We start from the raw sequence: 13187 nt of genomic DNA, 5'->3' as shown, positions 1-13187 counted from the left end.
CAGGTGAAGGCGCTCTCGGTCGCCAAGGCATCTCGCGTGGGAGAAGAACTCCACACCGCCGGAAACGAGCTAACCGCTGTGGTAACGCGCAGCCATCCCACCAATTCACAACTGAGAGTACGGAGGACGAACAAATTTCTCAGACTGGACGTCAAACTGAACAGTCCGTTCTGAGATGCACCGCTGTAAGTGCTTGATTTATATGGTGGGCGCACCAGGGCTCGAACCTGGGACCCGCTGATTAAGAGTCAGCTGCTCTACCAACTGAGCTATGCGCCCGAAAGGCCGGTCAAAGCCCTTGCGAGGCCGGTCGTTTAGCAAAGCGATCCGGGTCTGGCAAGCGATCGGTCGCAAGTTTTCCAAGGTTCTTCCACAGCTCCGGAAAAGCGAAAAGCCGCTGGATTCCAGCGGCTTCGCCAAGGTTAATCCCGGGGCTGACCCCGGCAAGACCCGCCTCGTTCAGAGCCGGCCCTCGCGGTCGCGGCCTTCGCCGCCGTCGCGGTCGAAACGGTCATGGTGGTCCATGCCGTGCCCCATCATGCGGTCCATGCCGCGCTCCATGAAGTGGCGGTGCCGCGGGCCGTCCTCGCCGCCGCCGAACGGGCCGCGGTGGCGGGTCAGCACGGCGAGGCGCCGCTTCTGGCCCTCGTCCAGGGTCTTGTAGAGCGGATCGGCGGCGTCGGCGATCTTCTTCAGGGCCGCCGACGTCGCGCCCAGGTCCTCGGCACGCTGGCGCAGACGGGCGACCGGATCTTCCGGCCTGTCGGCGTCCTTGCCGGCATCGCCGGGGCCGGCATTCATCCGCGCATTGGCGCGGTCGATGCGCAGCTTGGCGAAGTCGCGCACGGCAGCCTCGACCGGCGGCCACAGCTTCTCCTGATCGGCGTTGAGCTTCAGCCCGGCATGGACGGCGGCGATCCGCGCGTCGACGAAGGCGGCGCGATCCTCGGGGTTCATCCGCATGTGGCGGACGTGCTCCATCCACGGGCGATGGTATTGGGCGTAGACCGCGCCTGAGCCGGCGATGCTGAGCACGGCGATGGCGGCGATGGTGAACTTCTTCATCCGAACCTCCTCTGGAAGGATGTCCGTGAAGATGGGCGCGGTGCGGCTGACGCGCAACTTACAAGTTGGACAGGGAGCGCGTCCTTACCAAGATGTAACGCGCGATTTTACCGCCGCAATCGGAATCGTTCGCAACAAAAAGGCTTCCGTGCAGACCGCACGGAAGCCTTGGTTCATCGTCCGGATCGATCAGTTCGTCGCGCTCTTGGCCTCTTTGAGGAATTCGTCGATCAGCGGCTGACCGATGCGGCTCGCGGCATCCTTGTAGACCGGCTCCATGGCCTTGCGCATCACCTCGTTCTGCTCCGCCGTGAGCTTGATGATCTCGCTCTTGCCGCTCTTCTTGATTTCGGCGAGCGCGTCGTCGTTCTCCTTCTGCGACTGCGTGTTGCCGAATTCGGTTGCTTCCTTCATCGCCTTGGTGAGCTGGTCGCGGATATCGGCCGGCAGATCGTCCCAGAACTTCTTGTTCACGATCACGACGTAGCCGATATAGCCGTGATTGGTCTCGGTGATGTACTTCTGCACCTCGTGCATCTTCTGGGTATAGATGTTCGACCAGGTGTTCTCCTGGCCGTCGACCACGCCGGTCTGCAGCGCCTGATAGACTTCCGAGAACGCCATCACCTGCGGCAGCGAGCCGAGCGCCTTGAACTGGGCCTGGATCACGCGAGAGGATTGGATGCGGAATTTGACGCCCTGATAGTCGGCGGGCGTGATCAGCTTCTTGTTCGCGCTCATCTGCTTGAAGCCGTTGTCCCAATAGGCAAGGCCGGTGATGCCCTTGGCATCCAGCAGCTTCAGCAGCTTCGTGCCGAGCGGCCCTTCCGTCACCTTCCGCAGCGTCTTGATGTCGGGCAGGATGTAGGGCAGATCGAACACTTCGAACTCGCGGATGCCGAGCGGTCCGAACTTGGAGTTGGACGGCGCCAGCATCTGCACGCTGCCGAGCTGGAGCGCCTCGAGCTCTTCCTTGTCCTTGTACAGCGTCGAGTTCGGGTAGACCTCGACCTTGACCTTGCCGGCGGTGTATTTCTCGGCCAGCTCCTTGAACTTCTCCGCCCCCTTGCCCTTCGGCGTGTCGGTGGCGACGACGTGGCTGAACTTGATGATGATCGGCGATTGGGCCGATGCCGGCCCGGCCAGCCCGAGTGCCAATGCCGCGATGGACGCGGCGATCGCGAAGCTGCGCATAATCTCTCCCTGGTGTTATTTGGGCCGCCCGGCGTGCGGGGCGGCCGAACCTCATGCCCGGCTGCATCAATACAGGCCGCCGGCTTACGCCGCTATTGGCCCTTAGCAGGGCAGGTATTCATGGTGAATGCCGCAGGCAAGCCTGCGCTCCCTCTCCCGCTTCGGGAGAGGGTTGGGGAGAGGGTGTTTCGGCAACGGGACATCCCCCGTGGAGAAAGAACCCTCACCCGCCACGCTTGGCGTGTCGGCCTCTCCCGCAAGCGGGAGAGGCGAAGAAACGTCAGCTCGCCGCGGCCGTCGTCACATTGTCGCGCTGACGCTTCATGACGATCTTGTTGAGCGCACCGAGATAGGCCTTGGCCGAGGCCACCAGGGTATCGGGGTCCGCCGCGCGCGCCGTCATCGAGCGGCCGTCATGCGACAAGCGCACCGACACTTCCGCCTGCGCGTCCGTGCCCTCGGTGACGGCATGGACCTGATACAGCTCCAGCTTGGCCTCGTGCGGCACCAGGCGCTTGATGCAGTTGAACACCGCGTCCACCGGACCGTTGCCCTCGGCCTCCTCGATCTTGATCTGGCCGTCGACGTCGAGCTTCATGGTCGCGCGCTGCGGGCCATGGGTGCCGGCGATCACGGTCAGCGAGGTCAGCTTGATGCGGTCGTGGGACGCCGCCATCTCCTCGTCGACCAGCGCCTCGATGTCCTCGTCGTAGATGTCCTTCTTGCGGTCGGCCAGCGCCTTCATCCGCGTGAACGCATCCTCGAGCTGGTTCGGGCCGAGCTTGTAGCCCATCTCCTCCAGCTTGTGCACGAAGGCGTGGCGGCCGGAGTGCTTGCCGAGCACCAGCGAGGACTGCTTCAGGCCGACCATCTCCGGCCGCATGATCTCGTAGGTGGAGGCGTCCTTCAGCACGCCGTCCTGATGGATGCCGCTCTCATGCGCGAACGCGTTCCGGCCGACGATCGCCTTGTTGTACTGGACGGGAAACGAGGTTGCCGCCGAGACCACCTTCGAGGCGCGGGTGAGCTGGGTGGTGTCGATCTTGTTCCAGTAGGGGAATTTGTCGTTGCGCACGTTGATCGCCATCACGATCTCCTCGAGCGCGGCGTTGCCGGCGCGCTCGCCGATGCCGTTGATGGTGCACTCGACCTGGCGCGCGCCGCCGACGATGCCGGCCAGCGAGTTCGCGACCGCCATGCCGAGATCGTTGTGGCAGTGCACGGAGAACACCGCCTTGTCCGAGTTCGGCACGCGCTCGATCAGCGTCTTCATGAAGTGGGTGTATTCCTCCGGCACCGTGTAGCCGACGGTGTCGGGGATGTTCACCGTGGTGGCGCCGGCCTTGATCACGGCCTCGACGATGCGGCACAGGAAATCCATCTCGCTGCGGGTGCCGTCCTCGGCCGACCATTCGACGTCGTCGATCTGGTTGCGGGCGCGCGCGACCATGGCGACCGAGGTCTCGATCACCTGCTCCGGGGTCTTGTTCAGCTTCACCCGCATATGCAGCGGCGAGGTCGCTATCACGGTGTGGACGCGGCCGCGCTTGGCGAACTTCACCGCCTCGGCGCAGCGATCGATGTCGGCGGGATGGGCGCGCGACAGGCCGGCGATCACGGCATTCTTGGAGCGGCGGGCGATTTCGCTGACGGCCTGGAAGTCGCCTTCGGAGGTGATGGGGAAGCCGGCTTCGATGACGTCGACGCCCATATCGTCCAGGAGCTCGGCGACCTCGAGCTTTTCCTCGAAGGTCATGGTGGCGCCGGGGCACTGCTCGCCGTCGCGCAGCGTGGTGTCGAAAATGATGACGCGGTCCTTGTCGGACTTGTTCTGGGTGGCCATTACGAAATTTCCTTTTGAGCGTTTGCGCCGTTCAGACCGATTTGTCCCCTGGCGCTTGAGGTGTCCGGTGATCTCGACCAACCCCTGAGCGCCCAGGCGCGTGGCGCCCAGCCGGCCCTCAGGGGCAAGTAAGAAGAAGGCCGCCAAGAAGGAGGGTGGGCAGCAGCGCGGCCGGGATCGTGGCGGCGGCCAGAGCCACCTCCCCCGAAATCCCTTCGATTTGGCCGCGAATCAGCATTGCCGGACCCTTTTGAGCCCTCAAATCCTCGGTCAAAACCGTTGACGGTTGGTTGCCGGGAGGCTCAGTGGCCCGTTTCTAGACGAGAAATGGCCGCAACTGCAACGCCAAAAGATGGTCAAGAGGACTGACCTGATTGGGGCACGAGAGCGGAATGGCGGCGCCCGCTCTCTCCCGCCGATCTCCCCTACCCTGCGCGGCGGGCGCGGGCCCTCGTCTCCCAGCGGTTCAGCATCTGGCCGAGCTCGCCGTTGACCACGGGTACGGCCGTGATGGCGCTCGCGATCTCGTTGGTGTTGGCGGGCGCGTTGGCGGACAGCCAATCCGGCTCGGTGTATTCGCGCCAGCGGCGGGCTTCCGCACGCCGCTTGTTGGAGATGTGGTCACGCGTGAAATAGCCGGCCGCGAATGCGATCCCCAGCAACACGATCAATACGATGACGCCAGCCACGTTCAACTCCGTTCATCGCCCCCGGACGGTGTCTGCGGGGCAATGCGCGCAAAATCATGGCTTGAACCGGGCCGAATGCGTTGCATGCCGCGCTTTGTCGCAAGCAAATTTTTGCTCAAGGCTGCGGAACATTTTCGAGCCCTGCAAACGGCGCAAGGCGGACGCGAAGCGCGTCCCTTTCGAGCGCATTCGAATATGACGGGATTGCGGCCGCCACATCGCGCGAATCCAATTTCCGCCCTCGCAACCGACTCCAGACCGCATTAACCTCCGGTTGCTCGACCGGATCAACCGGTCAGCCGAACATCACTGGGAGGACGCGATGACACGCCAAGAACAGCGTGAGCAGGACGCTGCGCTTTCACGACGAACACTTGTCCGGGGGCTTGCGCTTGGTGCTGCGGCCACCGTCGCCGGCCCTGCGCTGGCCCAGACCGGACCCGCCGCACCGCCGACCACCATCACCACCCCGCCGCGCGATTTCGGCCCCAACGGTGCACCGACGACCTATTTCTGGGACCCCGACATCATTGCGGTCGATCCCTCCTTCAACGATCTCGCGCAGCCCAACACCGCGATCAAGCGCCTTTACACCGGCTTGCTTTGGGCCGAAGGCCCGGCATGGAGCGCGCAAGGACGATATCTGCTCTGGAGCGACATTCCCAACAACCGGCAGATGCGCTGGAGCGAGGACGACGGCCGCGTCAGCGTGTTTCGCACGCCGTCCAACAATTCCAACGGCAACTCCTTCGACTTCCAGGGCCGCCAGCTCTCCTGCGAGCATCTGACCCGCCGGGTGACGCGCTACGAGCATGACGGCACCGCCACGGTGCTGGCCGACTCCTATCAGGGCAAGAAGCTGAACTCGCCGAACGACGTCGTCGCGCATCCCGACGGCAGCTATTGGTTCACCGATCCGCCCTATGGCGGCCAGCTCTATGAAGGCGAGCCTGACGTCGCGGGCGGCCCGAGCAATGCGGGCGGCAAGCTCAATCCGCGGATCGGACAGCCGGCCGGCTTCACGCCGGGCAAGCGCGAGCTGCCGACCAATTGCTATCGCATCGACCCTTCGGGCCGCATCGACCTCGTCGTCACCGAGGAGCAGGTGCCAGATCCGAACGGCCTCTGCTTCTCGCCCGACTACAAGAAGCTCTACATTGCCTCCACCGGCAAGGGACCGGGCGATACCGGACCCGGCGGCAAGGGCGAGATCTTCGTGTTCGACGTCGGCAGCGACAACAAGCTCTCCAACCTCAAGAAGTTCAGCGATTGCGTGGTCGATGGCGTGAAGTGCGGGCCGGACGGCCTGCGCTGCGACGTCAACGGCAATTTATGGGCCTCCAGCAATGCCGGCCGCGCCGTCGGCTATAGCGGCGTGACGGTATGGTCGCCGGAGGGCAAGCTGCTCGGCCGCATCCGCCTGCCGGAGGTGTGCGGCAACGTCTGCTTCGGCGGCCCCAAGCGCAACCGCCTGTTCATGGCCGCGAGCCAGTCGCTCTACGCGGTGTTCACGGCGACGCAAGGCGCGGGGCCGGGCTGAGCGGCACAATCCACAGCACGCGCCGGCGTGAAGCGCCGGCGCGGAGTGAACGCGCCTTTCGTGACAGCACCACGACACATTGGTCGCAGTTCCCTGCTCGTCGGGCAAATCTCCGCCATCAATTCAACGAAGATTGGTCGCGCAGCAGAATCGTGGCGCGGCGTGGAAGCATGACGCTCTCTCCGGCCGCGCTCGAGCATCAATTGGAGTTGCGCGATGCGCCGTATGCCAAACGATACAATCATCGTCAGCGTTGGAAGCGAGGAACTCGTGATCGAGTTCGGAGACTCCGGCCTGCCGGTCGACGGCCGTGGCGGTAACGACACCATGATCGCAACGATCGGTGACGGGCCCAGCAGCCTGCTGTTCGTCGGTGACGAGTCAACCCTGGAGGGCCGATCGCATGGCGGCAACGACCTTCTCGTCGCGACTGTCCAGGGGCGCTTGACCTATACGTCCCTTGACGGGGACGCGCAGATCATGTCCGACCAAGCCCGCGGCGGCAATGACGTGCTGCATGTCGAGGCATCGCGCGCGGTCTATGCGAGCGTCTATCTCTCGGGCGACGCCGACATCGCCATGACCGGCGACGCCGAGGGCGGCAATGACCTTGTGACGGCGGCGATGGGCGACAGATCGTATGGTGCATTCAGCGGCGATTCCGGATCACTCATGAGCGGCAACGCCCAAGGCGGCAACGACGTCATCAGCGTGGTCCAGGCCGGCCTCTCGGGTAACGTGAGCATGTCCGGTGATGCCGTGGGGTCCATGATCGGCAACGCACGCGGCGGCAATGACCTCCTCATTTATACACTCGGCGTCGATGCGCGGTCCGGCGGCGCAACGGTCCTCGGCGATGGCGGTGACCTCAATGACAATGCCCGGGGCGGGGATGACATCCTGATCGCCACCGTCGACGGCAATCCTGATTCGACCAACATCGCGCTCATCGGCGATGCCTCGCAAATGTCCAACAACGCCCAGGGCGGCAACGATATCCTCTACGGGAGCGATCGCGACGATCAGCTGTATGGCGATGCACGGATCTACGCCCCAGCCGTGGACGGCTCGATCACCGGCGGCCGCGACCTCCTGAACGGCGGGGGCGGCAATGATCAGCTCTGGGGCGGGCCGAATAACGATTTGTTCGTGTTCAACGCCGGCTCGGGTCAGGACGTGATCGGCGATTTCGATCAGGGCAACAAGGCCGGAGGCAGCGCGGCACCCGAATCCGATCTGATCGATGTGCGCGCCTACGGATTCGCGGACTGGACCACACTGAAGAGCCTGATCAGCGACGACAGCTCCGGCAATGCGGTCATCCATCTGACGGCCAACGACACGATCAAGCTGGACGGCATCCATGCCGCCGACCTCCAGGCCGGGGATTTCATCGTCTGAGGCGCGGCTTGCTGCCCACCAAACGCTTATTGCAAGGCCCTCGCTGTCGCCGCGAGGGGCTTCGCGCCGTGCAGAACGCAACCAGGCGCACTGGCGCCGAGGGACCCATCCGGCGATCCTGCCGTTAGTCCCGACGCGGCCCGGAGCATCCAGATGGACGATCGACCCAGAAAAAACGACAGCCTGATGCAGGACGATGGCTTCGTCCGGGTGCGAGGCGCGCGCGAGCACAACCTCAAAAACGTCGACGTCCGCATTCCCCGCAACGCCCTCGTCGTGTTCACGGGCGTGTCGGGCTCGGGAAAATCCTCGCTCGCCTTTGGAACCATCTATGCCGAGGCGCAGCGGCGGTATCTGGAATCGGTGTCGCCCTACGCGCGACGTCTCTTCCACCAGATGCAGATTCCGGAGGTCAACGACATCGAAGGCCTGCCGCCCGCGGTCGCGCTCCAGCAGCAGCGTGGAGCGCCGACAACGCGGTCGTCGGTCGGCAGCGTCACCACGATCTCGAACCTTCTGCGAATGCTCTATTCCCGCGCCGGCGACTATCCGCGGGGACAAGCGATGCTCTATGCCGAGGCGTTCTCGCCAAACACGCCGGAGGGCGCCTGCCCGACCTGCCACGGTATCGGCCGGATGCTCGATGTGACCGAGAAGTCGATGGTGCCCGACGACACCAAGACGATCCGCGAGCGCGCCGTCGCGGCCTGGCCGAGCGCTTGGCAGGGACAGAACCTCCGGGACATCCTGACGACGCTCGGCTACGACGTCGACAAGCCCTGGCGCGAGCTGCCGAAGAAGGACCGCGACTGGATCCTGTTCACGGAGGAGCAGCCGACCGTTCCGGTCTATGCCGGCTACGATGCCGCCGAGGTCAGACGCGCCCTGCGCCGCAAGGAGGAGCCGAGCTATCAGGGCACCTTCACCGGCGCCAAACGCTACGTGATGCAGACCTACGCCAAGTCCGAGAGCGCGATGATGAAGCGCCGCGTCGCGCAATTCATGATCACGCGCGACTGCCCGACCTGCCATGGTACAAGGCTGAAGCCCGAGGCCCTCAAGGTCAGGTTCGCCGGGCTCAACATCGCCGAGATGTCGCACCTGCCGCTCACGCAGCTGCATCAGCTCATCAAGGCGTTTGCAACAGCATCGGCGGACAGGTCGGAGAAGGCTGTTGTCGCCCGGCGCATCTGCGAGGATCTGTCGGCCCGGCTCGCCGTCTTGCTCGACCTCGGCCTCGGCTATCTCGCCTGCGAACGCAGCACGCCGACGCTGTCGCCGGGCGAACTGCAGCGGTTGCGTCTGGCGACGCAGGTCCGCTCCAACCTGTTCGGCGTCGTCTACGTGCTCGACGAGCCGTCCGCGGGCCTGCATCCCGCCGACACCGAGGCGCTGCTGCGGGCGCTGGACCGGCTGAAGCACGCCGGCAACTCGATCTTCGTGGTCGAGCACGAGATCGAGGTCATCAGGCACGCCGACTGGCTGGTGGACGTCGGCCCCGATGCCGGCGAAGGCGGCGGGCTCATCCTCTACAGCGGGCCGCCGGCAGGACTCGACGACATCGAGCAATCGCGAACCGCCCATTATCTCTCGCGACCAAGAAAGCCGCTGCCGGCTGTTCGTCGCGAGCCACAGGGGCATCTGAAGATCAGGGGTGTGGTCCGCAACAATCTTCGCGGCCTCGACGTCGACATTCCCTTAGGCGTCATCGCCAGCATCACCGGCGTGTCCGGCTCCGGCAAATCGAGCCTGATCAGCCAATTTCTCGTCGACACCGTGGCCGCGCATCTCGGCCACACGCTCGCCACTGATGACGACGACAGCCTGGCTCCGACGGTCGAGACCTTGGGCGGCAGGATCGTTGCCGGCCTCGACCGGGTGAGCCGGCTCGTCGTGGTCGATCAGAAGCCGATCGGCCGCACGCCGCGGTCCAACCTTGCGACCTATACCGGCCTGTTCGACCATGTGCGGCGGCTGTTCGCGGCAACGCCGCAGGCAAAGTCCCGCCGCTACGATGCCGGACGCTTCTCCTTCAACGTCGCCAAGGGCCGATGTGCGACCTGCGAGGGCGAGGGCTTCGTCTGCGTCGAGCTTCTGTTCCTGCCCAGCGTCTACGCGCCCTGCCCGACCTGCAAGGGTGCGCGTTACAACGACAAGACGCTCGAGGTGAAGATCCGCGGCAAATCCATCGCAGACGTGCTGGCAATGCGCGTCGACGACGCCTTCGATTTCTTCGAGGGCGATGCCACGCTGAACCGGTCGCTCTCGGTCGTACGCGAGGTCGGCCTCGGCTATATCCGCCTCGGCCAGTCCGCCACCGAATTGTCCGGCGGCGAAGCTCAGCGCATCAAGCTCGCGACCGAGCTGATGCGTCCGCAGCGCGGTCACACGCTCTATGTCCTGGACGAACCCACCACCGGCCTGCACCCGCGCGACGTCGAACGGCTGATCGCCCAGCTCGCGCGGATCGTCGACGCCGGCAGCAGCGTGATCGTGGTCGAGCATGACATGGACGTCGTGGCCCACAGCGACTGGATCATCGATCTCGGCCCCGGCGCCGGTGACGAGGGCGGCCGCATCGTCGCGGCCGGAACGCCCGAACAGGTCGCCAAAGCCGGCGGCAAGACCGCGCGCTATCTGGCCCGGCGCATGACCCGGTGACCAGACATCATCGCCCGCCTCGCCGTCATTTCGCATTTGCGTTCCATGCCGCGGCCGACTGACCTCGACTTTCGCGATGTTGACTTTCCGTTGTCGCGCTCCCCATACTTCGCAAGAGATAACAAGATCATACGACGGCTTTGAGGGAGGATAGGATGCCGACTTCACGCAGGCAGCTGCTGAAGGGTACGGCGGCTGCCGCCGCCACGCTCAGCCTCGATTGGACCAGGGCCCAGGCGCAAGCCGAGAATTTGCGCATCGGCCTGATCTACGACCTCACCGGCCCGTTCGCCGCCGGCGGCTCGGTCGCCTCCTCGATCGGCGCGCAGATCGCCATCGACCTCGTCAACGAGAAGGGCGGTGTCGGCGGCAAATACAAGGTCGCTCCCGTCGCCGCGGATTCCCAGAGCAAGCCCGACGTCGCGATCAACGAAGCGGAACGTCTGATCAGCCAGGAGAAGATCGACATCCTCAACGGCGTCTATGCGAGCTCGCATGCGGTGCCGCTCGCGGCCAAGGTCGAGCAGCAGAAGAAGATCCTCTGGATCACGACCGCGGTCTCCACCGCCGTGTTCAAGGACAAGAACCTTCAATACGTGTTTCGCGCGCAGATCCATTCCGACCAATACGGCCAGGCCTTCGCCGGCTTCCTCGCCGAGCACGCCAAGGCCAAGCTCGGCATCGATCCGAAGGAGGTCAAGGTCGCGCTGATCCACGAGGACGGCCCGTACGGCGTCGGTGTCGCCGCCGCCGACGAGGCCTACGCCAAGCAGGCCGGCATCCAGGTCGTGCTGCGTGAAGGCTATTCGGCTTCCGCGCCCGACCTTTCGGTGCTGGTCACCAAGATCAAGCGCGCCAAGGCCGACGTGATCTCGCACGCCGGCTACAATCCCGACATCACCCTGTTCCTGCGCCAGGCCCGCGAGAGCGGATTGCGCTTCAAGATGCTGTTCGGCGCCGGCGCCGGCTACAGCCAACTCGACAAGCTGCGCGCGACGTTTGGCGCCGACATCGACAATTTCTGCAACATCGATCCGGTGCCCGCGCAGCTGCTCGACCCCGCCAAGCTCGCGCCGGGCATGGGCGAGCTGATCAAGACCATGGTCTCGCGCTATCAGGCCAAGACCGGCGCCACCGACGTGCCGCCGCACTGCTCGATGGGCTTCAACCAGACCTGGGTGCTGCTCAACAACGTGCTGCCGGTCGCCAAGGAGAAGTACGGCAGCTTCGAGCCCGAGGCCATTCGCAAGGCCGCGCTCGACGTCGACATTCCCGCCGGCGGCACCATTCAGGGCTACGGCGTGAAATTCTTCCCGCCGGGCACGCCGCTCTCCGGCCAGAACGAACGCTCGACCCCGGTGGTGATGCAGAATGCCGGCGAGCACATCTCGGTGGTGTGGCCGACCAACATCCGGACCCAGGACCCGGTATTCCCGCTGCCGAAGGGCTCGACCTACGGGGCGTGACCTGCGGGCGACGGCGACGCTGCTGCGCTCCCTCGCCCCGCTTGCGGGGAGAGGGTTGGGGTGAGGGGGAGTCTCCCTCACCCGGAATTCAAGCTTCGCTTGAATTCCGACCTCTCCCCGCAAGCGGGACGAGGTGACATTGCCGCTCCGCCGGTGTTTACAACACCACCCGTCGTCCCTCCTCCGCGGCCCAATAGCCGGCGTAGTTCACCTTGATCGTCTCATAGGCCAGCGCGAGATCCGACAGCGGCTGGCGGCCGGTCGCCACGCATTCCATGAAGTCCTGGATCTCCTGCAGATAGCCGCGCGTCCATTCCTCCTCGAGGCAGACATATTGCCAGCCGGTTTTGCGGTCGACCTTCTCGGTGATGTAGACCGAGGCAAGCTTGTCCTCGCTGGTCTGGTAGCTCATCAGATGATTGTTGGGGGTGATGTTGGCGAACAGCGAGCCGCCGGACGTGTAGGTCTCGATCAGGTTGCGCACGCCGCCCATGATCATGTCGCCGGAGAACACGGTGGCCTTGGTGCCGTCGGAGAACGTGGCGGTGAGCGTGCCCCAGTCCTCGACGTCGACGGGATTGGCCTTGATGTAGGTGCGCTCCTCGGGCTTGAGGCCGGCGGTGACGTTGCCGACATCACAGGTGACGCTGGCGACGCGAATGGTCTCGCCGCGCGCCCTGGCCTCGACCTGCTTCAGATAAAGCACGGCCGAGAGCGGATGGCAGCCCATGCGGATCAGCGAGCCGCCGCCGGTCATCGCCCATTGCGCGGCGTGCGCTGCATGCGAGCCGGAATGGCTCTCCTCGCCCTTCATGAACAGGATCTTGTCCTTGGTCGCCCGGATGATCTCGGCGGTCTTGGTCACCGCCGGCGCGTAGACCCAGTCCTCGGCATACATGAAGAGCTTGCCGGTGCGCTCGATCGCCGCGCGCGTCTTGTCCATCTCCTCGATCACGCGCTCGTACATCAGCGCCTTCGGCACCTGCTTGCCGATCGGCTGCGCATCGCCGTCGCGACCGAAATAGCCGGCGAAAGGCTTTTCGCAGATCACGTGCTTGCCGGCCTGCATGGCGCCGACGATCATCTCGGCATGAAGGTTTGGCGGGGTGCAGATGTCGACGACGTCGAGCTCGCGGTCGGCGATCAGATCAGTGAAGCTGCGGTAGACGCGCGGGATAGTGTGGTGCTGCGCGAACGCGATGACCTTGTCGCCACGCGCGGCGACCGCCGCGACCTCGACATCCACGCCATAGACGCGCCGGAAGGCATACATGTGCAGCTCCGACACGAAGCCGCAGCCGACGAGTCCCACCCTTAGTCTTGCCATC

At 64.8% G+C, this 13187-nt stretch carries 9 protein-coding genes and 1 tRNA gene; 4 read left to right on the top strand and 6 right to left on the bottom strand.

Annotated features, from left to right (window positions below):
- Nucleotides 1–203 precede the first annotated feature (203 nt).
- From E4K64_RS00135 to E4K64_RS00115, 5 genes are all read right to left on the bottom strand, one after another.
- Nucleotides 204–279, bottom strand: a tRNA-Lys gene (locus E4K64_RS00135).
- Nucleotides 280–459: 180 nt separating this feature from the next.
- Nucleotides 460–1065, bottom strand: coding sequence for a Spy/CpxP family protein refolding chaperone (locus E4K64_RS00130; RefSeq protein WP_135161617.1), 606 nt, complete (start codon nucleotides 1063–1065; stop codon nucleotides 460–462).
- A gap of 189 nt (nucleotides 1066–1254) precedes the next feature.
- A complete protein-coding gene (locus E4K64_RS00125) occupies nucleotides 1255–2259 on the bottom strand; it encodes a TRAP transporter substrate-binding protein (RefSeq protein WP_135161616.1) in 1005 nt (334 codons plus the stop codon).
- Between the two features lie 280 nt (nucleotides 2260–2539).
- Nucleotides 2540–4102 carry a 2-isopropylmalate synthase gene (locus E4K64_RS00120; protein WP_135161615.1) on the bottom strand — a complete coding sequence of 521 codons (1563 nt, stop codon included), beginning with the start codon at nucleotides 4100–4102 and terminating at the stop codon, nucleotides 2540–2542.
- Nucleotides 4103–4527: 425 nt separating this feature from the next.
- Nucleotides 4528–4791 (bottom strand): hypothetical protein, encoded by a 264-nt coding sequence (locus E4K64_RS00115; protein WP_126255383.1) that lies wholly within the window; start codon nucleotides 4789–4791, stop codon nucleotides 4528–4530.
- A gap of 322 nt (nucleotides 4792–5113) precedes the next feature.
- Between E4K64_RS00115 and E4K64_RS00110 the strand changes: the two genes are divergently transcribed.
- The 4 genes from E4K64_RS00110 to E4K64_RS00095 all read left to right on the top strand — a co-directional run bounded on the left by E4K64_RS00110 (nucleotide 5114) and on the right by E4K64_RS00095 (nucleotide 11859).
- A complete protein-coding gene (locus E4K64_RS00110) occupies nucleotides 5114–6331 on the top strand; it encodes an SMP-30/gluconolactonase/LRE family protein (RefSeq protein ID WP_135161614.1) in 1218 nt (405 codons plus the stop codon).
- A 270-nt stretch (nucleotides 6332–6601) separates the two neighbouring features.
- The gene (locus E4K64_RS00105) at nucleotides 6602–7732 is read left to right on the top strand and encodes a calcium-binding protein (RefSeq protein WP_347338616.1); all 1131 of its coding nucleotides are present in this window, start codon (nucleotides 6602–6604) and stop codon (nucleotides 7730–7732) included.
- 153 nt (nucleotides 7733–7885) lie between these two features.
- Nucleotides 7886–10393 (top strand): excinuclease ABC subunit UvrA, encoded by a 2508-nt coding sequence (gene uvrA / locus E4K64_RS00100; RefSeq protein WP_135161613.1) that lies wholly within the window; start codon nucleotides 7886–7888, stop codon nucleotides 10391–10393.
- A 155-nt stretch (nucleotides 10394–10548) separates the two neighbouring features.
- Nucleotides 10549–11859 (top strand): ABC transporter substrate-binding protein, encoded by a 1311-nt coding sequence (locus E4K64_RS00095; RefSeq protein WP_135161612.1) that lies wholly within the window; start codon nucleotides 10549–10551, stop codon nucleotides 11857–11859.
- A gap of 157 nt (nucleotides 11860–12016) precedes the next feature.
- On the opposite strand, the gene E4K64_RS00090 is transcribed toward E4K64_RS00095, so the two are convergent.
- Nucleotides 12017–13186, bottom strand: a complete 1170-nt coding sequence (locus E4K64_RS00090; RefSeq protein WP_135161611.1) for a Gfo/Idh/MocA family protein — start codon at nucleotides 13184–13186, stop codon at nucleotides 12017–12019.
- Between the last annotated feature and the right edge of the window lies 1 nt (nucleotide 13187).

The sequence above is a fragment of the Bradyrhizobium frederickii genome, assembly GCF_004570865.1.
Taxonomy (GTDB): Bacteria; Pseudomonadota; Alphaproteobacteria; order Rhizobiales; family Xanthobacteraceae; genus Bradyrhizobium; species Bradyrhizobium frederickii.
This window is presented reverse-complemented; position numbering and strand designations above follow the sequence as displayed.